Below are 24,056 nucleotides of genomic sequence, written 5' to 3' on the forward strand. Positions count from 1 at the left end.
GTGGAATTCAGTTGGCAGGCTCAAAGCCGCCGCCGAGAGCGCGGTACAGCGCCACCCAGGCGCGGTTGCGCTCCAATGCCAAAGACAGTTGGGCCGACTGCGATGCCAGCGCCGAGCGGCGGGCGTCTTCCAGCTCCACCAGGTTGGCCAGGCCCTGGCCGTAGCGCGACTGCGTGGCCGCCAACGATTCAGCGTAGCCTTGGGTGGACACCTCGGCGTCTTGCTTGCGCGCATCGGTGCTTTGCAGGTTCACCAGGGCCTCTTCCACTTCGCGCACGGCCTGGCGCACCTTGCCGCGGTACACAGCCACGGCCTGGGTGTAGTTGGCCTCGGCGGCCACCACATTGGCTTTGCGCTGGCCACCGTCAAAGATGGGCAGCGTCAGCGCCAAGGGACCGAACGACCAGGTGTCCAAATTGGTTTCGGTGCCCATGCTGCTGTAGCGCAGTGCGCCCACATTGCCGCTGAGAGTCAGGCGCGGGTAGCGCTGGGCCTTGGCGCTGCCCACCTGGGCACTGGCCACCACCACATCGCGCTCGGCGGCAAACACATCGGGGCGCTGGGTCAGCGTTTGGGCTGGCACGCTTGCTATAGAAACAGGAGCTGCTTGTGCAGGTTTGGCGAGGGCTAGCGCCAGTTTTGTTCTTAAATCAGCTTCTGCCAGACCGGTCAGCGCCACCAAGGCCTTGGTGTCAATGTCGCACGCGGCGGACTGCTGGGTCACGCGGCTGCTGCCGTCGGCCGCGCTGGCGCGGGCCAGGGCCGCCACCGATGGTGCGGTGAAGCCAGCCTTGGCACTCACATCGGCCAGGCGCGCGGTCTCTTGGCGCGAGGCGGCGTCCTTGCGCGCCACGTCCAGCAGCTGGTAGCAGGTGGACAGGCTGTAGTAGGTGCTGGCCACTTCGGCCGCCACCGACACGCGGGCGTCGTGCCACTGGGCTTGGGTGCCCTGAAACTGGGCGTCGGCCGCGTTGCTCACGGCACGGTTGGCACCCACCAGGTCCAGCTCCCAGGTGGCTTGCAGGCCAATGGTCTGGGTGGTGGCTACGGGCACACCCGGCTGGCTCACGCCGCGGCTGGCGGCGATGGAGCCGTCCACCTTGGGCAAGAGCGCCGCATTGGCTGTGGTGCGCTGGGCGCGCGAGGACTCGACCCGTGCCACGGCCTGCGCCACCGAGGGGCTGACGGCCTGCGCGGCCTCAATCAGCTCCACCAACAGAGGATCGCCCTGCTGCTGCCACCATTGGCTGAGTGCACCCACGGTGCCCTGGTGGGGCAAAGGGGCCTGCCACTGCGGGGCCACCGCGGCGTCCACCTTGGTGGCGGGCATGGTGATGGCGCAACCGCTGAGCGCGAGCACGCAGGCCGACAGGGCCAGCACAGAGAGGTGGCGGGGCGTGCCGCGCAAAGCAGGTGGTTTCATAGAGGTGCGTGGATGCAATGAAAGTGCCATGGGATGGAAAGGGTCGGGTTACGGGGTAGCCGGGGCAGACGACAGGGCTTGGCGGCGGCGCACATCGCCCTCCACCATGGACAGAGCGGCCCCCAGCATGTGTTCGGCATAGGCATCGATGGCGGCAGGCGAGCCGATCAGCTCAGGGCGGATGGCCTGGATCACGTCGCTGCCCACATGCAGGATCATGCCCAGCCCGACGATGGAAAAGGCCAGACGGTGCACATCGTCGTCGGGCTGTGTGACACCCAGATGGCGGCACAGCATCTGCACCAGCGCCATGTGGGCGGGCTTGATGTTGTCGTCAATCTCGGCCTGCCACAGGCCCGTGGGCTCCAGCATTTCGCGGATATGCAGCTTCATGCAGTTCTGCATGGCCACGCCGTTCTTCATGGGCTCGGTGAAGGTGTTCAGCATGGCGCGCAGGGAGTCGGCCAGGCTTTGCTCGGGGTGGTCGATGCTCGATGGCTCGACACTGGGGTTGCTGCGCGGGTCGGTGAAGACGGCGCGGTAGAGACCCGCCTTGTCGCCAAAGTAGTAGCTGATGGAGGCGACGTTGACGTTGGCGGCTAGCGCTATCTCACGGGTGGAGGTTTTGGCAAAACCCCGGTCGGCAAACAGCACCAGCGCGGCGTCCAGCAGGCGGGTGCGGGCTTCTTGGCCATCGCTGCGCAGGTGCTTGGCGGCCGCGGGGGCAAGAGGCTGAGGGAGCGAAGCGGCAGGCGTAGACATAGCGGCCGATTCTAGCGAGTTAAATCAAACGATTGATTTAACTATACGAAATGTAGGGGCTTTCCCTTAGCAGGCCAGCGACTCCTGAAAGTCCCAGCCCGGCTGCAGCGTGCAGACCAGTTGCGTACCTTGCCAGCGCAATGCAGCGCCCTGGGCAAAGTCCAGCTCCAGCACCAAGGGCCCTTGCCAGGTGCCGGGGATGTTCAGCTGCGTGAGCACGGCGCTTGTGGAGGCCAGCAGCACACGCCCATCGCGCAAGCGGCCCATGGCATCCACCGCCACCGCTTCGGACGCGCCGCTGAGCTGCAGCTGCAAACCCCGTACGTAGCCCGTCAGGGGTATGGCGCCTGCCTCAGGGCGCTCTACCCAGGCCGCTGAAAAATGCACGGTCAGTGTGTCGCTGGCAAATGCCAGGCGCAACACCTCAGAGTCGGAAAAGCTGAACCGCAGCCCGGCTGTGTCAGTGGCCATGGCCCAGGCCGCTGACCAGCGCCACCAGCACAATGCCCGCCGCCAACCATGCAATTTGCGCCGCCGTCTGGCGCGCGGTCAGCCGCTTTTGCAGCTGCGGGATCAGGTCGGCCAGCGCCACGTAAATAAAGCTGCTGGAGGCCACGACTAAGAAGTAGGGCAAATAGTCCTGCATCTGGTCTACCAGCCAGTAGCCGGCCAGGCCGCCCAGCGCGGTCACCGCACCCGCCAGCGTGACCTTGATCAGGGCAGCGCGCTTGTTGCTGGAGCCCGCGCGCAACACCATCAGGTCGCCCATGTGGTGGGGCACCTCGTGGGCCAGCACCGCCAGCGAGGCAATCGCACCCAGGCGCATATCGGCCATGAAGGCCGAGGCAATCAGCACGCCGTCGCCAAAGCAATGCACGCTGTCGCCCGTAAGCACGGCCCAGGAGCCCGAACCCGACGGAGCGGCATGGCTGTGGCCATGGCTGTGGTCGTGGCCCGCGTGCTCGCCACCATGGTGGTCGTGGTGGTGCTCATGGCCGTGGTGCCAGAGCTCGGCTTTGTCCAGCAGAAAGAAAAACACCACGCCGATCAACAGCGTGAGGAAGAGGTCGTGGGCACCGGCCTGGCTCTCAAAGGCCTCGGGCAGCAGGTGCATGAAGGCCGTGGCCATCAACGCACCGGCCGCCAGGCTCAGCATGTGCTGGGTGTAACGCCCCAGCGCGCCAAAACTCAGGGCGGCGGCCAGCCAGACACTGCCAATGCCGGCCGCCAGGGTACCTGCCAATATCGCAATCAGCGTCAAGCCACGCCCTTCGCTTTGAACCACGCGAGTGCGCGCTGAAAGCCATCTTCGGCCGCGGCCTTGTTGTAGCTGGAGCGGTAGTCCGCATGGAAGGCATGGCCCACACCGGGGTAGACCACAAATTCCGAGGCCTTGGCCGCGGCATTGCCCTTGGCACCGGCGGCGGCCAGCGCGTCCTTCATTTCATTGACCGTGGTGAGCGGAATGCCACCGTCGGCCCCGCCATACAGGCCCAACACTGGCGCCTTTAGCGAAGTGACCAGCTCCACGGGCTGCTTGGGATTGACCGGATTGGGCGCGCCCACCAGGCGGCCATACCAGGCCACACCGGCCTTGACCTTCTTGCTGTACTCGGCATACAGCCAGGTGATGCGACCACCCCAGCAAAAACCGGTGATACCGATTTTGTGCGGGTTGCCGCCGTTGTGGATGGCCCAATCGACCGCACCGTCCAGATCCGCCAGCACCTGTGCATCCGGCACCTTGGACACGACTTCGGCGATGAGCTTGCCGATGTCGGTGTAGCTGGCGGCATCGCCCTGGCGGGCGTACAGGTCGGGCGCAATGGCCAGGTAGCCGGCCTTGGCGAAGCGGCGGCAGGTGTCGGCGATGTACTCATGCACACCAAAAATTTCCTGCACCACGATCACCACGGGCAGATTTTTCTTGCCAGCGGGTGCGGCAAAATAAAACGGCACGGGGTAGCTCTCCACCTCATACACCGGGGTGCCAGTGACCAGGCCAGCGTCGGAGGTCTTGATGGCCGTCTGCGCCATGATGGGCATGGCCGTCGCCGCGTAGCCCACACCCAAAGCGGCTTTCAGCGCGGTGCGACGGGTCGCGCCGTCCTCGGTCGATTTGCCGGGCAGCAGGGAAATGATTCCGTTTTTCAGATCATCAAGCACAACAGTCTCCTTGGTTGAAATAGAAACAGCAGGAAGTGTATTCACAACACATTCCTGCTGTGGTTTGCGGGACTTTGACAGACCCGCGCTGGCTTAGAAAGTTTCCCAGTCGTCGTCACCGCCCGCAGGCGTCACGCGGGTGGAGGTGTGAACCGCAGGCTTGGGCGCTGCCGCAGCAGCAGGCGCTTTAGGTGTGGGGGTGTGCGCAGGGGCCTTGGCCGCCACTGTGGCAGCCGGTTTGGCGGCTGCAGGACGGGGCGCAGGCTTGGGCGCCACATCACCCCGGCGCTCGGGGCCTTTGAAAGGCTTGGCCGGTGGCACGCTGGAGCGCACCTTGGCCACGGGCATGCCAGCCGCATGCTCCTGCCCGCTCAGCTTGAAGGTAGCCACCACCTGCACCAGGTCCTGCGCCTGACTCTTGAGGCTGCTGGCAGCAGCGGCCATCTGCTCCACCAAGGCAGCGTTCTGCTGCGTGGCCTGGTCCATCTGCGTGACGGCCTCGCCCACCTGCGAGACGCCCGAACTTTGTTCAGCGCTGGCCGCGCTGATCTCTCCCATGATGTCGGTCACACGGCGGATGCTGGTCACCACTTCGGTCATGGTGGTTCCGGCCTTGTCAACCAGGGCAGAGCCCTGCTCCACCCGCTCCACGCTGGCACCGATCAGGCTCTTGATTTCCTTGGCCGCTTCGGCACTGCGGCCCGCCAGGCTGCGCACCTCTGAGGCGACCACCGCAAAGCCACGGCCTTGTTCGCCAGCGCGCGCCGCTTCCACCGCCGCGTTCAGCGCGAGGATATTGGTCTGGAACGCGATGCCGTCAATCACGCTGATGATGTCGGCGATCTTGCGGCTGCTCTCGTTGATGCCCTTCATGGTCTCGACCACCTGGCCCACCACCTCACCGCCCTGAATGGCCACAGTGGATGCGGTCATGGCCAGCTGGTTGGCCTGGCGCGCGTTGTCCGCGTTTTGCTTGACGGTGGAGCCCAGCTCTTCCATGGAGGCAGCGGTTTCCTCCAGCGCACTGGCTTGCTGCTCGGTGCGCGCGCTCAGGTCGTGGTTGCCTTGTGCAATTTCTGAGCTGGCCGTGGCCACCGACTCGGAGCCGCTGCGCACATTGCTCACCACGTTGACCAGGTTGAGCTGCATGGCGTGCAGCGTGGACAGCAACTGCCCCACCTCATCTGTGCGGCCGTGGTTGATGTGGCCGCTCAAGTCACCGTCGGCCACCTTGCGGGCCACATCGGTGGCCTCGGCCAGCGGACGGGTGATAGAGCCAGACAACAACCAGGCCAGCAGCGCGCTGAAGAGCACGCTCACCGTGCCCAGCGCAATCAGCAGTCGCCGGCTGCTGGTGTGGTTGTCCTGGATTTCCTTGGCCAGTTGGTCGATGGATTCGCGCTGGTTTTGCAGCAGGGCTTCCATCTTGCCCATGTAGATCTTGGAGGCCGGCGTGAACTTTTCGTCCAGCATCTTGTTGGCCTCTTCCGCCTTGCCGTCCTTCTTCATGGCCACGATTTCGTCGCGTGCGGCAATGTAGATCTTGCGCTGCTCGCCGATTTCCTTGTACAGCGTCTTCTCCACGTCGGAGGTCATCAAGGGCTCCAGGGCTTTCTGGAACTCGCCGGAGGTTTTGCTCGACGCCGCCTGGTCTTCCGCAAAGTACTCGGCCAGCGCGGGATCGCTGCTGCGCGCGATGGCCGCAGTGCGGCGCACACCAGTGTGGATGTTGCGGTACCAGTCGCTGACCAGGCGCTCGGTCTTGATGGGGTCGGACACCATCATTTCGGTGGCATCGGCGACCGAATTCAGCCGCGCGATGCTGACCAAAATGACGGCCAGCAACAAAGCCAGGATAAGTGCAAAGGCCAGTCCCAAGCGCTTGCGAATGGAGAGGTTGTTGAGGAATGAACCCATGATGGCTCCTGTGAGTAAATCGTTCGAAAAAAATATGCGCCGGGACTAAAACGTTTCCCAGTCTTCGTCGCCACCGGCAGGGGTGGCGCGGGTGCTGGTGTGCGCGGTGGGCTTGGGTGCAGCCGACGCCTTGGAGGTAGCGGCAGGTTTGATCGGCGCCGTAGTTGCCTTGGCAGTAGGTTTGCGCGCCGTGGGTGCGGCAGCATTGGCACGGGCGGCCGGGCCGTTGTCCTGGCCGCCGCGGCGCTCGGGTCCTTTGAACGGCGTGGCCTTGGGCTGGCTGGAGCGCACGGGGGCCACAGCCAAGGTCGGCCCATGGTCGGTCATGGTGCCCAGGTTGAACACGGCCACGGCCTGCTTCATGCGTTCGGCCTGATCGCGCAGACTCTCGGCGGCGGCGGCACTTTCTTCCACCAGCGCAGCGTTTTGCTGCGTCATCTGGTCCAGGGTGCCAATCGCCTGGTTGACGCCGGCAATGCCCGCACTCTGCTCTTGCGCGGCAGCCGTGATCTCCCCGATCACATCGGCCACGCGGCGCACGCTTTGCACAATCTCCTGCATGGTGGCGCCCGCGTCGGTTACCAGCTTGGTACCAGATTCGACCCGGTCCACCGAGGTGCCAATCAGGCCTTTGATCTCCTTGGCAGCCTCTGCACTGCGGCCAGCCAGGCTGCGCACTTCACTTGCCACCACCGCAAACCCACGGCCTTGCTCGCCCGCACGTGCAGCTTCCACCGCCGCATTCAGCGCCAAGATGTTGGTCTGGAATGCAATGCCATCGATCACGCTGATGATGTCGGCAATCTTCTTGCTGCTGGCGTCAATCTCTTGCATGGTGCTGACCACCTGGGTGACTACCTCGCCACCGCGCTGGGCCACACTGGACGCGCTGGCCGCCAGTGCGCTGGCCTGGCGTGCGTTGTCCGAGCTATGTTGCACCGTGGTAGTCAGCCCGTCCATGCTGGAGGCCGTGGCCTGCAGGTTGCTGGAGGTCTGTTCGGTGCGCTGGGCCAGGTCGTTGTTGCCCATGGCGATCTCGGCGCTGGCAATGGCGATGCTGTCGGTGCTGCTGCGCACCTGAGACACCATGCGCGCCAGCGACTCATTCATGCTGCGCAGCGACACCAGCAAGGAACCAAATTCGTCCTCCCGGTTGGTGTGGATGACCGAGCTCAGGTCACCCTGCGCAATGCGGGCTGCCAGCTCGTTGGCCTGCACCAATGGCTCGCGGATGGAGCGTACCAGCCAGGCCGTGCCTGCAAAAATGGCGGCAACGATGACCGCCAGCCCCACCAGAATGCCCACGGAGTTTGCTGCGCGACGGCGTTCGGTTTCAGCCACCACCTCGGTCACACGGCGCTTCTGCATCCCCACCATCTCTTTTTGGGCCGCAATGTAGTTGCCCATAGCGGGCAGGTACTGCGACTCCATAATTTGCAGGGCCTCGGGCTCGCTACCGGCAGCCTTGAGTTCACGTGCCTTGTCGCGCAGAGCAATCACCGACTTGCGCAGCTCGCCAATCTTCTGCATTTGCGCCTTGTCCGTGTCGGTCAGCGGCATGGCTTCGATCTTCTTCTGCAACTCGCCAATCTGGGCGCTGGTGGCGTTCACCGGTTCCTTGAAGGCCTCGGCCACCGCAGGGCCCTGGCTCAGCAAAATCGCCTGGTTGCGCGCCGCGTTGGTCATGGTCAGTCCATTCCACTCGGTGGCAATTTGCACCAGGTCCACGGCATTGGCCTGCGAGGCACGGCCCTCACCCAAGATGCTGGCACTGCGAATCAGGCCCACCACCGCTACAGCGCAAATCGCTCCAATGACCAGCAAAATGAACGCCCACAGTTTGGTGGCAATCTTCATGCGATGGAGCCCCATAGGTCGTCCTCTTCTTTCTTATGCGTTACCGACGTTCCAACCGTTGACCGGATTACCGACCAACCCATCGTCCACCTTAATGGGCTTTGTCCCAATTAGGGCCAACCCCAACCTCGGCCAGCAGGGGCACCTTCAGGGCCGCCACCCCGGCCATCAGGCGCGGAATCTCGGTTTTGAGCCAGTCCACCTCGGCCTCAGGCACCTCAAACACCAGTTCGTCATGCACCTGCATGATCATTTTGGTCGCTCTGTGCTCAGCGTCAAGCACTTGCTGCACCTGCACCATGCTGAGTTTGATGAGATCGGCCGCCGTACCCTGCATGGGCGCGTTGATGGCAGCACGCTCCAGCCCCGCCAGCAACGCGCCCTTGGCCGACTGGATACCCGCAAGCTGCAGGCGCCGGCCAAACACGGTTTCCACATAGCCCTGCTCTTTGGCCAGCGCGCGGGTGGACTCCATGTAGAGCTTCACACCGGGGTAGCGCTCAAAGTAGCGCGCGATGTAGTTTTTGGCCGCCGTGTTGTCGATGCCTAAATTGCGCGCCAGGCCAAAGGCGCTCATGCCGTAGATCAGGCCGAAGTTGATCACCTTGGCGTAGCGGCGCTGCTCGCTGCTCACCTGGTCCACCGCCACGCCAAACACCTCGGCTGCGGTGGCCCGGTGCACGTCCAGCCCGTCGGTGAACGCGCGCAGCAGCGCCTCGTCGCCACTGATGTGCGCCATGATGCGCAGCTCGATCTGGCTGTAATCGGCGCTCGCTATCACACAGCCCGGTGCGGCCACGAAGGCCTCGCGCACGCGCCGGCCCTCTGCAGTGCGGATGGGGATGTTCTGCAGGTTGGGGTCGTTGCTGGAGAGGCGTCCGGTCACGGCCACCGCCTGCGCGTAGTGCGTGTGCACGCGGCCCGTGCGCGGCAGCGCCAGCAGGGCCAGCTTGTCGGTGTAGGTGCCCTTGAGCTTGGACAGGCTGCGGTGCTCCAGCAGCTTGGCCGGCAGCGGGTAGTCCTCAGCCAGTTTCTCCAGCACCTCTTCGTCGGTGCTGCGCGCGCCGGTGGCGGTCTTCTTGACCACGGGCATGCCCAGCTTGTCGAAGAAGATTTCACCCAGCTGCTTGGGGCTGCTGAGGTTGAATGGCTGGCCAGCAATCTCGTAGGCCTCGGTCTCCAGCTGCAGGATGCGCTGGCCCAACTCATGGCTTTGGGCGGCCAGTGTGGGCGCGTCGATCAGCACGCCATTGCGCTCGATGCGGTACAGGGCTTCGCTGCTGGCGATTTCCAGTTCGTAGACGAACTTCAGCTTATCGTCTGCGTCGAGCTGCGGCCACAGTGCCCCGTGCACGTCCAGCGTCTGGTCCGAGTCTTCGCACGAGTACTCGGAGGCCTTGGCAATATCCACCTGGTCAAAGCTGATCTGGTTCGCGCCCTTGCCACACAGGTCTTCAAAGCTGATGCCGCTGCGGCCCAGGTGGCGCTCGGCCAGGCTGCTCAGGCCGTGGGGCTTGTGCACTTCCAGCACATAGCTTTGCAACATGGTGTCGTGGGCGTAGCCCTGCACCTCAATGCCGTGGTTGGCAAACACATGGCGGTCGTACTTGATGTGCTGGCCCAGCTTTTTGGCCTGCGGGTTTTCCAGCCAGGACTTGAGTTTGGCCAGCACCTCTTCGCGGTTGAGCTGGTCGGGCGCGTCGGGGTAGCGGTGGGCGACCGGGATGTAGGCGGCTTGCCCCACGGCCACGCTGAAGCTGATGCCCACAATCTCGGCGCGCATTTCGTCCAGCGAGGTGGTTTCGGTATCCAGCGCCACCAACTCCGCTGCCTGCAGCTTGGCCAGCCAGGCGTCCAAGGAATCCCAGGTCAGCACGGTGTCGTAATTCAGGTTGCTGGCGCGGGGCGCGGATTCGGCAACGGGTTCAGCCGGTTCATCAAACAGGCCAGGTGCTGCGGCCGACGTTTTGCCGACCTTGGGCGCCTTGGCAGCGGGCGCAGGGGTCGAGTCGCTACTGGCGGCACCGGCTGCTTTGGCCAGGCCCTTGAAGCCATATTTTTCATAAAAAGCGACCAGAGCCCCCGTATTCTCTGCGCCAACGGCTACAGAATCCATAGCGGGCAGGCTCGGCAGCCAGTCCTTCAAATCGCAGTCGGTCTTGATGGTCAGCAGCGAGCGGCCCGTGGGCAGCCAGTCCAGCGTCTTGCGCAGGTTCTCGCCCACCACGCCGCCAATCTTGTCCGCGTTCTCGACCACGGCCTGCAACGAGCCGTATTCCAGCAGCCACTTCACCGCGGTCTTGGGGCCCACCTTGGGCACGCCGGGCACGTTGTCCACGGTGTCGCCCACCAGGTTCTGGTAGTCCAGCATCAGGCTGGCGGGGATGCCGAATTCGGCCTGCACGCCGGCCAGGTCGCGGCGCTTGCCGTTCATGGTGTCGATGATGGTGATGCGCTCGGTCACCAGCTGGGCCAGGTCCTTGTCGCCGCTGCTCACCACCACATCAAAATCCTGCTGCGCGGCCAGCACAGCCAGCGTGCCAATCACGTCATCGGCCTCCACACCGGGTACGTCCAGCACCGTCCAGCCCAGGTGGCGCACCACCTCGTGGATGGGCGCAATCTGGCTGCGCAGGTCGTCGGGCATGGGGTCGCGGTGGGCCTTGTACTCAGGGTAGATGGCGTCGCGGAAGGTCGGGCCCTTGGCATCGAACACACAGGCGACGTAATCGGCCGGCACTTCCTTGCGCAGGCTGTTCATCATGTTGATCATGATGCGAATGGCGCCGGTCTTTTGCACCGTGCCATCGGGCAGCGTGATGCTCATGGTCTCGCCACCGGCAAAGAAGGCGCGGTACAGGTAGCTGGAACCATCGACCAGCAGCAGGGTTTTACGGGGTTCGCTCATCTTGGCATTGTGCCTGCGCCAGACCGCGATTTGGCCGGGCTGACCCCTACAATTGCCCCATGGCGGTTTACACAGAGGTCTCGCTCGACGAGGCCAGCACTTTCCTCACATCCCTCAAGCTGGGCAACCTTCAAACCCTGGAGGGCTGCTCCGGGGGTATTGAAAACACGAACTACTTCGTCACCACCGACCAGGCGCCCTATGTGCTGACCCTGTTCGAACGGCTGAGTGCGGAGCAGTTGCCGTTTTACCTGCGGCTGATGAAGCACCTGGCCTTCCACGGCATTCCGGTGCCCGACCCCGCGGCCAACCGCGATGGCGATGTGCTGCACAGCCTGAATGGCAAGCCCGCAGCCGTAGTGAACCGCCTGAAGGGCAAAAGCGAACTGGCCCCGGGCGTGGACCACTGCCGCCAGGTGGGCGCCACGCTGGCGCGCATGCACTTGGCCGGGCGCGACTTCAGCATGCAACAGCCCAACCTGCGCGGCCTGTCCTGGTGGAACGAGACCGTGCCCGTGGTGCTACCGCACCTGGAACCCGCCCAGGCCCAACTGCTGCAGGCCGAGCTGGCCTACCAAAACCACGTGGCCAGCCAAAGCGCCTACACCGCCCTGCCGCGTGGGGCCATCCACGCCGACCTGTTTCGCGACAACGTGATGTTTGACACCGTGGACGGCGTGCCCACACTGAGCGGCTTCTTTGACTTTTACTTTGCCGGCACCGATGCCTGGCTATTCGACCTGGCCGTGTGCCTGAACGACTGGTGCATCGACCTGCCCACGGGTGCGGCCGACCTGGAGCGGTCCGCCGCGTTTGTGGATGCCTATGCCGGCGTGCGCCCGCTCACACCACAGGAGCGCGATCTGCTGCCTGCCATGCTGCGCGCCGGGGCCCTGCGGTTCTGGATTTCCCGCCTGTGGGACTGGCACCTGCCCCGCGAAGCCTCCATGCTCCAAGCCCACGACCCCACCCACTTTGAACGCGTGCTGCGCCAGCGCGTGGCCCACCCGCTCACTCTGCAACAGTTGCAAACCGCCGACGCCCTTACCGCATGAAACTCCAACTCGTTCCAGCCGGCCGCGGGGTGCAATGGGTGCGCCAGGGCATACGCACCTTCTTCCGCCAGCCACTTGCATTGACGGGCCTGTTCTTTCTGTTCATGGCGGCCATGTCGGTGCTGAGCCTGGTGCCCTTGCTGGGCAATGCGATTGCGCTGGCCCTGCTGCCCGCCGCCACGCTGGGCCTGATGGCCGCCACCGAAGAAACCACCAAGGGCAAGTTCCCCATGCCCACGGTGCTGGTCAGCGCGTTTCGCGCCGGGCGCCAGCAACTGCGCGCCATGCTGGTGCTGGGCGTGTTGTATGCGCTGGGCTTCTTGGTGGTGATGGGCCTGTCGGCCCTGGTGGACGGCGGCAAATTTGCCAGCCTGTACCTGCTGGGCGGCGAGCTCAACGCCGAGGTGCTGCAGCAAAGCGATTTTCAGACCGCGGCTCTGGTCGCCATGGTGCTGTACCTGCCGCTGTCGCTGCTGTTCTGGCACGCACCGGCGCTGGTGCACTGGCATGGCATCTCGCCTGTCAAAAGCCTGTTTTTCAGCATGGTGGCGTGTTTGCGGAACTTCTGGGCCTTCACGCTGTTCGGACTGGTGTGGATGGCGGTCTTCCTCTCCATGGGCCTGACAGTCGCCATTGTGGCGGCTATTTTGGGCAGCCCGGAGCTGATCACGGCTATCCTCTTTCCTGCGGGCATGGCCATGGCGGCCATGTTTTTCACGTCGATTTATTTCACCTTCCAAGACTCGTTTGAAGTCACTCCAGGAGCATCCGAATGACGCAGCACACCCTTCAAGGCCGTAGCGAATCCGAGGTGTCGTGGTTCCAGCGCCGCAGCTTCTTGCAAGCTGCCGCGGGCTGGACCGCCATGGGCGGCTATGCCGCAGCGCAGGCCCAGTCGCGCAGCAATATCGTGGAACTGGTGGGCGACGCCACGCTGAATGGTGACCGCCTGCGTGCGCAGCAACCGATCCAGACCGGGGACGAAATCGTCACCGGCCCGGGCTCCAGCCTGATCTTTGTGGTGGGTAGCTCGTCATTCCATGTGCGGCAAAACTCACGCATCACCGTAGAGCGTGGTGCCACCCTGAATGCGGTGAGCGTGCTGCGCATGATCACTGGCGCCGTCATCAGCGTCTGGGGCAAGGGCACCAGCCGCCAGATCATCACCCCCACGCTGACCGCGGGCATCCGCGGCACCGGCGTGTACACCGAGATTTTTGCCAACCAGGACAACCGCAGCTACTTCTGCAACTGCTACGGCACGGTGGAAATGGCCGCGGGCGGTGACAAGACCGTGAGCCGCTCCAGCTACCACCAGGCCTTCTGGGGCGAAGTGCAGCCCAAGGAGGGCCGCATGCTGACGCCTGCCAAGGCCATCAACCACACCGACGAAGAGCTGGAGTACCTGGCCAAGCTGGTGAACCAGCAAACCGCCTGGCAAGTCCTGGGCAAAAAAGGCGTGAAGGACGGCAAGGGCTATATGGAAGAGAAAGAAGGCCAGATGCATCCGGCAGACATGCTGGGGCGCTGAAAACTACTTTCTCCATCAAAAAAGCCGGGCACTGCCCGGCTTTTTTTGGTTCATGGGGTTGCCGCTCAGCCCAGCTTGATCGCTGCAGGCGCGCCAGTCAGGTAGCCCACCGCAGCGCCAAAGCGGTTTTTGTAGTTGGCACGCACCAGCGGGTCCAGCGTGGCCTGCACCTTGCCGTGCAGCGCTGGCAGCCAGTCACCAGGGTGCTGGAAGTTGGTGGTGATGTAGGTCCAGCCATTCAGGTCGTCCACCACCCCCAGGCCCGTGGCTTCGGCACCCGAGGGCATGGACATCAGGCGGCTGAGCTGCTTGGTGTCCACGTTGTAGGCCCAGACAAAGTTGTTCACGTGCGTGCTGCTGTCCTCACCAATGAACAGCGTGCGCAGCTTCTCGGAGAACTTCAGGTTGTCGGGGTTGGAGACCAGGTCGGGATTGGCACGGTTGCCCAGTGCATCGGGCGCGATGTCTTCACCCACCAGCAGCGCGCGGGTCAGTGAGGGCACCCAGTCGCTCTTGATGGCTGTGCCAGTTTGGTCGTTCTGACCAGCACTGAGCGTATGGGCCATCACGCCTCCGGCAATCAGTGGCTTGTCCAGCGCAATACCGCTGGCTGCGTTCCAGCCCTTGCCGGTCTTCACCATGGAGTCCTGCATGTTCTGCAGGGCAGAGTAGGCAATCTTGTCCTTCGCGTTGACCGTGGTGCCCTCCATCTTGGTGAAGCCCATGCTGCCACCCATGAGGTAGGCATAGCGCTGGGTTTCCAGGAAGGCGGCGGCCTTTTCCATGCCGGGTTTGACCTTGACCCAATTGGCCGCGCCGTTGTAAAAAATCTTGGTGAAGCTGGCGTCATTCGGGTCGGTCTTGCGCACGTCCATGATGTCCGTCGGCTTGAGCTTGTTGGCCAGTTTTTCAATCTCGTCACTGGTTGCATGGCCCAGCTTGATCCAGCTGAGCTTGGCGCCAGGTGCGGCAGGGTCAATGGAGAAACCTTCGCCCAGCTTGGCCACATACAAGGTACCTGCGGACAGGGTCTTTTCCTTGTCGGCCACGAACATGAACAGGCCGCTATTGGTCGCGTCGTTGCCCATCAGCGCGGTGCGGTTGTCTGGCATGACCTGGATCAGCTCGTGCGAGAGGCGACCCATGCAGTAGTGCTTGACCAAGGTGCCCGTTCCGTCGGGGTTCACCGTCACTTCCGGCTGGTGGCCATAGTGGTAAGGGTTGGCAATGCTTTCTTCCCCAAACAGGTTTTTGCTGAAGGACTTGAACACTTTGTTCTCGGCCACGAAGAAGGCATCGGGTTCGTACTCTTCGCTGGACAAATGCGTGCCCCAGGGCGACAGGCTGGAGCCGCAGGTGATCCACAGGCCCTGCGCCTGTGAGGTGTCCACGTTGTGGTATTTCACCAGCGTGAGCTTGCCGGTGGCGGGGTCCTGGTCCAGCGTCAGCACGGCGATGGGGGATGGCAGCGTGCCATAAGCATCGGCACCGCTCTGGTCGGCATTGGTGTATTCAAACTGCACCACGGCAAACACGGCCTTGCCCTTGATGCCCTTGACGGTGGTGGTCGGCAGCTGCAACAGCGAGGTGCCGTCCGGACAGTCGGAGAAGAACTGGCGCTCTTTGCCGGGCACCGAGGTGTCGATGATGGGCTTGTTCAGAATGTCCACGTAGCCGCCGGCCAGCATGGTGCCGCCATTGCCATCGGGCACGCGGTCACCAGTGATGAAAAAGGTCTCGTAGGCCAGTTTGTAGGCGCGGGTGCTTCCGTCTTGCAGGGTCACTTGCAGACTGGACGCTACGGTAGTGGTGGCCATGGCCGCAGGGTTAGCCAACGAGGGTGCTGCCATGGCGGTGAAAGCCGCAGAAGCAAATGGCGCACTGGAGCTGGCAGTACCGGTGGTGGCGCAGCCACCCAACAGGGTGCTGGAGGCCAAGGTGCCCAGCGGCAGCATGGGGGCCGTGGCCAGGAATTTGAGCGCCGAGCGGCGGGTGGTCAAAGGGGTGTGCGACATGGAAGGCTTCCGTTCGAAGGTGGACAAACAGAGCGCATCCTAGAAACGCAATATGACAGTTTGGTGAACAAACCGTGGCAACCCTCAACCCGATCGCTAGACCATCGGTTTGAGTTTGAGGCAGCTGCTTTCGCTCACGCGCTTGGCGCCAGCTTTCTCGCGTGCTTCACCTGTGGCCTCGCACATGAAGATCAGACCGTAGTACATGCGGCGCCAGTACACATCGTCGCCCGGCGCATCCTTTTGCAGGTTGGCAATGAACAGGGTTTCGATCTGACGCAGCACGTCCTTGCGCTGGGCCAAGGTCCAGTCCTGCTGCAGAGGTTGCTCCATGAACAGGCGCTCCAGCTCGGGCACGGTGTGGCTGTGGCCCCATAACGCGGGCGTTGAGGCCATCACCACTTTTTCGTTCAGCACCATGCCGATCAGCATGGAGCGGTACAGGCATTCCCGCGAATCGGGATGAAAACTATCGGCACGGGTCTTGATCGACAGCATCTGGTTGGCAATGACCGAAGGCGCCATGTACTTTACGTTGCGGGCCAGCTGCTCCAACTGGGCCACGGTCATACGCGTCATTGGGCTGTCATAGACACCCAACTGCGCGCACTCGGGCATCTCGCCTATGGTGGTGGCCACGCCGGGGACGGCTGGTGTGGCGGTAGCAGCTGGGGGAGTAGCCGCTACTTTGCCAGGGGGAAGCATTGGCGTTTTTACGGATGGCATCACGGGGGCCGGGGCCACGGCCACCGCTGCAGGCGCAGCGGTTGGCGACGACGCGGGGGCCGCCACCGGCGCAGCAGCCACGGCCACTGCGGCCTGCTGCAACGTGGGCGCTGGTGCCCGTGCGCTGCGCTGGTCCAGCGCCACCCACAGCGCGGCACTGGCCAGCCCCACCGCCAACACGCCCACCGCAATCGCCGCCCAGGCGCTGGCGCGAATCTGCAAAAAGGTCTTGCGCCCCGGGCGCGGCAGTTGCACGGGCTCGCGGGCGGATACGTCCGATCCGCTGAACACGGCACGCGGCCGCCGTGGCACGGCGACCGGCACACCCCACCACAGTGGGGATTGCAGAGCCCGCAGCGCCGCCACCAAGGCTTGCATGCTGGCAAAGCGCTGCTCCGGCGCCTTGGCGCATGCCTGGGCAATCACGGCGTCCAGGGCGGGGTAGTCGCGCAGCGGCTGCACGTCCATCAAAGGCGGCACCGGATCGTGGAGCTGCGCCCACAGCAGCTGCGAGGTGCTATCGCGGGTAAAGGCCTCGCGCCCGCTCAGCGCTTCAAACAGCACCAGGCCCAGCGCATAGACATCGGTGCGGGCATCGATGGTGCCTGCAGAAATTTGTTCCGGCGCCATGTAGCGCGGCGTACCGGCCACACTGCCATCGGCCGTAAGCTGGGTGCCCACCCCGTCCATCAGGCGGGCAATGCCAAAGTCCAGTACCTTCACATGCAGACCCGCCAGATCGCGCCGCACACGGATGTTCTCTGGCTTGATATCCCGGTGCACCACGCCCTTGGCATGGGCAAAGGCCAGCACCTCGGCTACCTTGCAGGTCAGTGTGATGGCGTCGTCAAACGACAACGCGCCTTCCCGGTCCAGCAGGGTGGAGAGGTCATCGCCCTCCACATACTCAAAAGCCAGGTAGAGCTGGCCATCCGCATCGGTGCCCGTGTCCAGCAACTGGGCAGCGCCGGGGTGGTTCACCTCCAGGTTCAGCGCAGCCTCGCGCTCAAAGCGCCTGCGCAGTTGCGGGTCGTCTGACAGATGGGCCGGCAAAAACTTCAGCGCAACCTGATTGCCCACGCCGATCTGCTTGGCCAAGTACACCGCCCCCATGCCACCGTTGCCAATCTTGCGCAGCAACTGGTAACGCCCCGCCACTACCTGCAAGGAGGGGCGGGAGGGTGAACGGGCAGGTTTCTGGGCTTCGTGGGTCATGGACAGGCCGCACTATAGAGGAGAGACGGCACTGAGAAGCACCCTGGACGGTCCGGGCCTAGTCCGGATGGACTATGGCGAACATCGGGTAAACCCCAGACAATTCGTTACAACTGTAAGGCGTGTCACGTCTTGCCTTTTCACCATAGGGATCGTCATGAAAATTTCCAAGCAGTGGTTGGCCGGTATGGCCTTGGTGGCACTTTCGCCCTTTGCCTCCGCCTCCTCCAACCTGATCGTCAACGGCGGCTTCGAATCCTCCACTTTCAGTGGCGCCTTCACCACCTATGGTGCGGGCTCCAGCAGCCTGACCGGTTGGACCATCAATGACGGTAGCGTGGACCTGATCAACAGTTACTGGGCGCCCTCCTCCGGCGCTTACAGCCTGGACCTGAGCGGCAACCAGGACGGCACGATTTCTCAAACCTTCGCCACCGTGGTCGGTCAAAAGTACCTGATCTCGTTTGACATGGCGGGCAACCCTGACGACGCGGGCGACACACTCAAGTATTTGCAAGTGGGCCTGAGCCAACAGCCGCAGTACACCTTTGACACGGCTGATCACAGCCATAGCGCCATGGGTTGGACCAAGCAGAGCTTCTTCTTCCAGGCCGTCAGCACCAGCAGCACCTTGCACTTCGCTGGTATGCAAGACTCACCCTACGGCGTGGCACTGGACAACATCTCGGTAACCGCTGTGCCAGAACCAGAAACCTACGCGATGCTCTTGGCCGGTCTGGGCCTCATTGGCGCCGCGGTGCGCCGTCGCCGCACGACCTGCAAATGATCTGAGCAAGGAAAACACTATTATGAAAAAAATCAATGCAATTGCTCTCGCCGTCGCCTTGTTGGCCGGCGCCACTCAAGCGAGCGCCGCTAACCTAGTCGCGAACGGTGGCTTTGAAGCCCAAACCGTGCAAAGCGGCGCGGGATTCGACACCTTTAGCAGCCTCTCCCAAGGATTGATGGGCTGGACCGTTTTTGGACCGCGCAATGTGGATCTGGTGAGCAGTTCGTTCTGGACTCCAGCTGGCGGCAACAATAGCCTGGACCTGAACGGCACAGGCAAAGGCTCCATTTACCAAGTGCTCAGCACCGTGATTGGTCAGGTCTATACCTTGTCGTTTGACTTGGCTGGCAACCCTTTTGCGGGTCCAGCAATCAAAGGACTGTCAGTTAATCTCGGCCCTGTTGGCCTGTATGACTTTAATACCACTGGTCACAACGCCAACAACATGGGCTGGACCCACTACACCGCAACATTTGCTGCGGTAAGCACCAGCACCACCCTGAGCTTTGCCAGCCGAACCTCCGGCAATGCAGGCCCCGCGCTGGACAACATCTCGGTGAGCGCTGTGCCCGAACCCGAAACCTACGCCTTGCTGCTGGCGGGCCTGGGCCTGATGGGCACCATGGCACGTCGTCGCAAACAGAGCAAGTCAGTCTAAACAGACTACTGTCTCCCCCCAAAAAGGCCTGTCATTGACAGGCCTTTTTTTATGGTCGGCTCACAGGCTGTAGTCCCGCTCCACGCGCGCAATGCGGGTCTTGAACGCGGCATACCATTTCTCATGGCCGAGCTTCTGCGCCACCTGGTGCTCGGCGTTGGCCTTCCAGGCGCGGATGGACTCCAGGTCGGTCCAGTAAGACACGGTGATACCCACGCCGTCGCGCGCGGACTCCACCCCCAGAAAGCCCGGCTGCTGCGCAGCCAGCGCCACCATCTTCTCGGCCATATCGCCATAGCCCTCGTCCACGGCGGTGCGCAGGCTGGTGAAGATGACCGCGTAATACGGCGCGGGCGGGGTGTTGGCAATGTCCAGGCTCATGGGGTGCTTTCGGAAAGTTCAGGCATTCAAGGAACCGGTGTGAGTTTGGCCACGCTGAGCGCCAGCCATTTGGTGCCGTGGCGCGGGAAGTTGATCTGCGCGCGCGCATCGTCGCCTGCGCCTTCCAGCATCAGCACCGTACCCTCGCCAAATTTGGTGTGAAACACTTTCTGGCCTTTTTGCAGGCCGGTGGGGTCTTCCTTGCGCGCGACTTCCTTCGGTGGCGCTGCATAAGTGCCAAATGGACCTGCAGCCCCCGTGGAATATGCGCGACCAGCTCCTGAATTTGTAGCATAGCCTCCACCACCCCAACTGTTGCCAAAACCACCCACGCCGCCTCCGGCGGGCATGGGCTGCTGCTTGGGCGTGAGGTACTTGAGGCACTCCTCCGGCAACTCGTCAAAGAAGCGGCTCTTGAGGTTGAAGCGCGTCTGGCCGTGCAGCATGCGGGTTTGCGAATGGCTCAGGTACAGACGTTTGCGTGCGCGCGTGATCGCCACATAGGCCAGGCGGCGCTCCTCTTCCAGACCGTCGTGGTCGCTCATGGAGTTCTCGTGCGGGAACAGGCCCTCTTCCATGCCGGTGATGAACACGCAGTCAAACTCCAGGCCCTTAGAGCTGTGCACCGTCATGAGCTGGATTGCATCTTGTCCTGCGGCGGCCATGTTGTCACCGGCTTCCAGCGCCGCATGGGTCAGGAAGGCCTGCAGGGGCGAGAGGGTTTCGCCGGTGTCGCCAAACTCATCCGGCACCGCATCCAGCGCCGCACCGCTGAGGCCCTGGCTGGCGGGGCTCTGGCTCAGTGCATCGGGTGAACTCACCAGTGCGGTCATGCCCGGCGCCTCCCGGCCAAAGCCTTCCTGCATCACAAAGCTCTCGGCGGCATTGACCAGTTCGTCCAAGTTCTCCAGCCGGTCTTCGCCTTCACGCTCTTTTTCGTAATGCTCACGCAGGCCACTGTTGTCCAGCATGAGTTGGATGATGTCCTTGAGGTTCAGGCCCACGGTTTGCTCGCGCAGCACGTCCAGTTTGGCCACAAAGCCTGCAATCACCGCGCCAGGCCGGCCGCTCAGTGTGCTCACCGCATCGTGCAGCGAGCAACCCGTGGCCTTGGCCAGATCCTGCAACTGCTCGATGCTGCGCGCGCCAATGCCACGCGCGGGAAAGTTCACGACGCGCAAAAAGCTGGTGTCATCGTTGGGGTTCTCCAGCAGGCGCAAATAGGACAGCGCGTGCTTGATTTCGGCGCGCTCGAAGAAGCGCAGGCCACCGTACACGCGGTACGGAATAGCCGCGTTGAACAGCGCGGTTTCAATCACCCGGCTTTGTGCGTTGCTGCGGTAGAGCACCGCAATCTCCTTGCGCTCCACATCGTCGCGGATGAGCTGCTTCATCTCGTCCACCATCCACTGCGCCTCGGCAAAGTCGCTGGGTGCCTCGTACACCCGCACCGGTTCCCCCACACCCTGCTCGGTGCGCAGGTTCTTGCCCAGGCGGCGGCTGTTGTGGCTGATGAGCGCGTTGGCGCTGTCCAGGATGTTGCTGTAGCTGCGGTAGTTCTGCTCCAACTTGATCTGCTGGCGCACCTGGAACTCGCGCACAAAGTCCGTCATATTGCCCACGCGCGCACCGCGGAAGGCGTAGATGCTCTGGTCGTCATCGCCCACGGCCAGCACAGCGCCACCCGCGCCGTTCAGCAGTCCATCACTGCCCTGCCCCGCAATCATCTTGATCCAGGCGTACTGCAGCTTGTTGGTGTCCTGAAACTCATCGATCAGGATGTGGCGAAAGCGCCGCTGGTAGTGCTCACGGATAGGTGTGTTGTCGCGCAGCAGCTCGTAGCTGCGCAGCATGAGCTCACCAAAATCCACCACGCCTTCGCGCTGGCACTGGTCCTCGTAGAGCTGGTAGACCTCGACCTTCTTGCGTGTGTCGGGGTCGCTGGCCACCACATCCTTGGGGCGCAGGCCTTCTTCCTTGCAGTTGCCAATGAACCAGCCCAGCTGCTTGGGCGGAAAGCGTTCGGTGTCAATGTCGTACTGCTTGCACAGGCGCTTGATGGCGCTGAGCTGGTCCTGCGTGTCCAGAATCTGAAACGCCTGCGGCAGGCCGGCATTCTTGTAATGTGCACGCAGGAAGCGGTTGCACAGGCCATGAAAGGTGCCAATCCACATACCGCGCACATTCACCGGCAGCATGGCGGAGAGCCGCGTCATCATCTCCTTGGCCGCCTTGTTGGTAAAGGTGACCGCCAGAATGCCGCCGGGCGAGACATAGCCGTTCTGCAGCAGCCAGGCAATGCGCGTGGTCAGCACCCGGGTTTTGCCAGAACCGGCCCCCGCCAGGATCAGCGCGTGCTCGGCTGGCAGGGTGACAGCGGCCAGTTGCTCGGGGTTGAGGTTGTGTAACAGGGGGGAGGTGTTGCCAGGGGCGGCGAGGGAATGCATGCCCCGATTGTAGAAAGGCGCGGCGCACCGCCTGTTTGGCACCCATATAAAAAACCATATACCGCCCTGCCCCCAACCCGCCTAGAATCAAGCACCGGGCCCAAGCAATTGGCACCCGGTTTTTTTATGGCCGGTGTCAGTCCAAGCGCCCAGTGTTTTTGAACCTGAAAACTTTGGATAGGAGCTTGGGCCATGGAAATTTTTGACTACGACAACATCCTCTTGCTGCCCCGCAAATGCCGGGTGGAGAGCCGTTCCGAATGCGATGCCAGCGTTGAGCTGGGCAGCCGCAAATTCCGCATCCCTGCCGTACCCGCCAACATGAAGACCGTGGTGGACGAGTCCATCTGCGAATGGCTGGCACAAAACGGCTATTTCTACGTGATGCACCGCTTTGACCTGGACAACGTGGAGTTCACCCAGGCCATGCACGCCAAGGGCCTGTTTGCGTCCATCTCGCTGGGCGTCAAAAAACCCGACTACGCCACGGTAGACCAGCTGGTGGCGCTGGGCGTCACCCCCGAGTACATCACCATCGACATCGCCCACGGCCACGCCGACAGCGTGCGCGACATGATCATTTACCTGAAGAAGCACCTGCCCGGCAGCTTCGTCATCGCCGGCAATGTGGCTACCCCCGAGGCCGTCATCGACCTGGAAAACTGGGGGGCTGACGCGACCAAGGTGGGCGTAGGCCCGGGCAAGGTCTGCATCACCAAGCTCAAAACCGGCTTTGGCACCGGCGGCTGGCAGCTGTCTGCGCTGAAATGGTGTGCCCGCGTGGCCACCAAGCCCATCATTGCCGATGGCGGCATCCGCAGCCATGGTGACATCGCCAAGAGCATCCGCTTTGGTGCCAGCATGGTGATGATTGGTTCGCTGTTTGCAGGCCACGAAGAATCGCCCGGCAAAACCGTTGAAGTGGACGGCGCCCTGTTCAAGGAGTACTACGGCTCGGCCTCTGACTTCAACAAGGGCGAGTACAAGCACGTGGAAGGCAAGCGCATCCTGGAGCCCATCAAGGGCAAGCTGGCCGAAACGCTAGTCGAGATGGAGCAGGACGTGCAAAGCTCCATCAGCTACGCCGGTGGCAAAAAGCTCATGGACATCCGCAAGGTGAACTACGTGACGCTGGGCGGCGACAACGCGGGCGAACACCTGCTGATGTAAGGCGCCGGGCACAGGCTGTCAGCGTTTCGACAGCCTTTGTTGACCCCCTGACACCCGCCTTGCATCGGGTAGCGCTATTCTTGTGCCGAGGAGCACAAGAGTCACCATGAAAATAGCATTACTCGGCATTGGCCTCATGGGCCTGCCCATGGGGCGCCGCCTGTGTGAAGCCGGGCATTCGGTTCACGTCTGGAACCGAACCCGGCACAAGGCCGAACAGCTCATGTCCCTGGGCGCCACGGTACACAACACCCCGGCGCAAGTGGTCAAGGACGCCGAGCTAATCATTCTCATGCTGGACCACGGCGGTGTGGTCGGCCATGTGCTGTTCGAGCTGGGCGCCGCTGGCGCCATCCAGCCCGGTACGCTCTTGGTCGACATGTCCTCCATCAAACCCATTGAAGCCCGCGACCACGCCGCCCGCCTGAGCGAGCTGGGCGTGGAGTATCTGGATGCCCCCGTTTCGGGCGGTACCGTAGGTGCGGAACAGGGCACGCTGGCGATCATGGTGGGCGGAAAGCCCAGCAATTTTGAACGCGCGGTGCCGGTGCTCAAGGTATTCGGCCGCCCCACCCACGTGGGGCCCATAGGCTCCGGCCAGCTCACCAAGCTGGCCAACCAGATGATCGTAGGCGCCACCATTGGCGTGATTGCGGAGGCCCTGCTGCTGTGCGAGCGCGGCGGTGCCGACATGGGCAAGGTAAAAGAAGCCATCACCGGTGGCTTTGCGGACAGCCGCATCCTGCAGGTGCACGGCCAGCGCATGGTGGACCGCGACTTTGCGCCCCGCGCCCGCATGACGGTGCAGATCAAGGACCTGCGCAACGCCCTGGCCACGGCCAGCGAGGTGGGGTTTGACGCGCCGATCACGGCGCTGTTCGAGCGGCTCTACGCCCAGGGCATAGACCACGGGCTGGCCGATCTGGACCACGCGGGCCTGTTTGTGGAGCTGGCCAGCCGCAACGGGATGGCCTGACGAGCCCCCCCATCGTTCAGACGAAAAAAAGGCCTCTTGCGAGGCCTTTTTTATTGCAC

Annotated in this window: 19 protein-coding genes; 7 read left to right on the plus strand and 12 right to left on the minus strand. The window is 63.2% G+C overall.

Annotated features, from left to right (window positions below; translation table 11 throughout):
- Nucleotides 1-7: 7 nt before the first annotated feature.
- From AC097R_RS15425 to polA, 8 genes are all read right to left on the minus strand, one after another.
- Complete coding sequence (locus AC097R_RS15425) at nt 8-1,423, minus strand: efflux transporter outer membrane subunit (RefSeq protein WP_479599013.1); 1,416 nt, start codon at nt 1,421-1,423, stop codon at nt 8-10.
- 48 nt (nt 1,424-1,471) lie between these two features.
- Nucleotides 1,472-2,185 (minus strand): CerR family C-terminal domain-containing protein, encoded by a 714-nt coding sequence (locus AC097R_RS15430; RefSeq protein ID WP_479599014.1) that lies wholly within the window; start codon nt 2,183-2,185, stop codon nt 1,472-1,474.
- Between the two features lie 66 nt (nt 2,186-2,251).
- A complete protein-coding gene (locus AC097R_RS15435) occupies nt 2,252-2,656 on the minus strand; it encodes a hypothetical protein (protein WP_479599015.1) in 405 nt (134 codons plus the stop codon).
- Nucleotides 2,646-3,446, minus strand: coding sequence for a ZIP family metal transporter (locus tag AC097R_RS15440; protein ID WP_479599016.1), 801 nt, complete (start codon nt 3,444-3,446; stop codon nt 2,646-2,648). The genes AC097R_RS15435 and AC097R_RS15440 overlap by 11 nt, the downstream gene beginning before the upstream one ends.
- Nucleotides 3,443-4,351 (minus strand): dienelactone hydrolase family protein, encoded by a 909-nt coding sequence (locus tag AC097R_RS15445; RefSeq protein WP_479599017.1) that lies wholly within the window; start codon nt 4,349-4,351, stop codon nt 3,443-3,445. The genes AC097R_RS15440 and AC097R_RS15445 overlap by 4 nt, the downstream gene beginning before the upstream one ends.
- Before the next feature lie 93 nt (nt 4,352-4,444).
- Nucleotides 4,445-6,268, minus strand: a complete 1,824-nt coding sequence (locus AC097R_RS15450; RefSeq protein WP_479599018.1) for a methyl-accepting chemotaxis protein — start codon at nt 6,266-6,268, stop codon at nt 4,445-4,447.
- Between the two features lie 45 nt (nt 6,269-6,313).
- Nucleotides 6,314-8,140: a methyl-accepting chemotaxis protein gene (locus tag AC097R_RS15455; protein ID WP_479599020.1), complete on the minus strand. Its 1,827-nt coding sequence runs from the start codon at nt 8,138-8,140 to the stop codon at nt 6,314-6,316.
- Between the two features lie 76 nt (nt 8,141-8,216).
- Nucleotides 8,217-11,033, minus strand: a complete 2,817-nt coding sequence (polA, locus tag AC097R_RS15460) for a DNA polymerase I (RefSeq protein WP_479599021.1) — start codon at nt 11,031-11,033, stop codon at nt 8,217-8,219.
- Between the two features lie 59 nt (nt 11,034-11,092).
- Between polA and AC097R_RS15465 the strand changes: the two genes are divergently transcribed.
- From AC097R_RS15465 to AC097R_RS15475, 3 genes are read left to right on the plus strand one after another with little or no spacing between them, the layout of a single operon-like run.
- On the plus strand, nt 11,093-12,088 hold the full coding sequence (locus AC097R_RS15465) for a homoserine kinase (RefSeq protein WP_479599022.1): 996 nt from the start codon (nt 11,093-11,095) through the stop codon (nt 12,086-12,088).
- Nucleotides 12,085-12,864, plus strand: coding sequence for a BPSS1780 family membrane protein (locus AC097R_RS15470; RefSeq protein ID WP_479599023.1), 780 nt, complete (start codon nt 12,085-12,087; stop codon nt 12,862-12,864). Before AC097R_RS15465 ends, AC097R_RS15470 begins: the two co-directional genes overlap by 4 nt.
- On the plus strand, nt 12,861-13,619 hold the full coding sequence (locus AC097R_RS15475) for a FecR family protein (RefSeq protein WP_479599024.1): 759 nt from the start codon (nt 12,861-12,863) through the stop codon (nt 13,617-13,619). The genes AC097R_RS15470 and AC097R_RS15475 overlap by 4 nt, the downstream gene beginning before the upstream one ends.
- A gap of 65 nt (nt 13,620-13,684) precedes the next feature.
- On the opposite strand, the gene AC097R_RS15480 is transcribed toward AC097R_RS15475, so the two are convergent.
- Entirely contained in the window at nt 13,685-15,634 is a 1,950-nt protein-coding gene (locus tag AC097R_RS15480) for a PhoX family protein (RefSeq protein ID WP_479599025.1), read from the minus strand.
- Between the two features lie 96 nt (nt 15,635-15,730).
- On the minus strand, nt 15,731-17,575 hold the full coding sequence (locus tag AC097R_RS15485; protein WP_479599026.1) for a serine/threonine protein kinase: 1,845 nt from the start codon (nt 17,573-17,575) through the stop codon (nt 15,731-15,733).
- Between the two features lie 157 nt (nt 17,576-17,732).
- Here AC097R_RS15485 and AC097R_RS15490 point away from each other — a divergent pair, with 157 nt between their 5' ends.
- A complete protein-coding gene (locus AC097R_RS15490) occupies nt 17,733-18,362 on the plus strand; it encodes a choice-of-anchor C family protein (protein WP_479599027.1) in 630 nt (209 codons plus the stop codon).
- Between the two features lie 22 nt (nt 18,363-18,384).
- Entirely contained in the window at nt 18,385-19,023 is a 639-nt protein-coding gene (locus tag AC097R_RS15495) for a choice-of-anchor C family protein (protein WP_479599028.1), read from the plus strand.
- Between the two features lie 60 nt (nt 19,024-19,083).
- Here AC097R_RS15495 and AC097R_RS15500 read toward each other — a convergent pair whose 3' ends face one another.
- Both AC097R_RS15500 and AC097R_RS15505 read right to left on the minus strand, forming a co-directional pair.
- Nucleotides 19,084-19,398, minus strand: a complete 315-nt coding sequence (locus AC097R_RS15500) for an antibiotic biosynthesis monooxygenase family protein (RefSeq protein ID WP_479599559.1) — start codon at nt 19,396-19,398, stop codon at nt 19,084-19,086.
- Nucleotides 19,399-19,430: 32 nt separating this feature from the next.
- Entirely contained in the window at nt 19,431-21,851 is a 2,421-nt protein-coding gene (locus tag AC097R_RS15505) for a UvrD-helicase domain-containing protein (protein ID WP_479599029.1), read from the minus strand.
- A 192-nt stretch (nt 21,852-22,043) separates the two neighbouring features.
- Between AC097R_RS15505 and AC097R_RS15510 the strand changes: the two genes are divergently transcribed.
- Together AC097R_RS15510 and AC097R_RS15515 are read left to right on the plus strand one after the other, a co-directional pair.
- Complete coding sequence (locus AC097R_RS15510; protein WP_479599030.1) at nt 22,044-23,021, plus strand: GMP reductase; 978 nt, start codon at nt 22,044-22,046, stop codon at nt 23,019-23,021.
- Nucleotides 23,022-23,127: 106 nt separating this feature from the next.
- The gene (locus AC097R_RS15515; protein WP_479599031.1) at nt 23,128-23,997 is read left to right on the plus strand and encodes an NAD(P)-dependent oxidoreductase; all 870 of its coding nucleotides are present in this window, start codon (nt 23,128-23,130) and stop codon (nt 23,995-23,997) included.
- Nucleotides 23,998-24,056: the final 59 nt, after the last annotated feature.

This window comes from Rhodoferax sp. ZS1R25, from assembly GCF_056521335.1.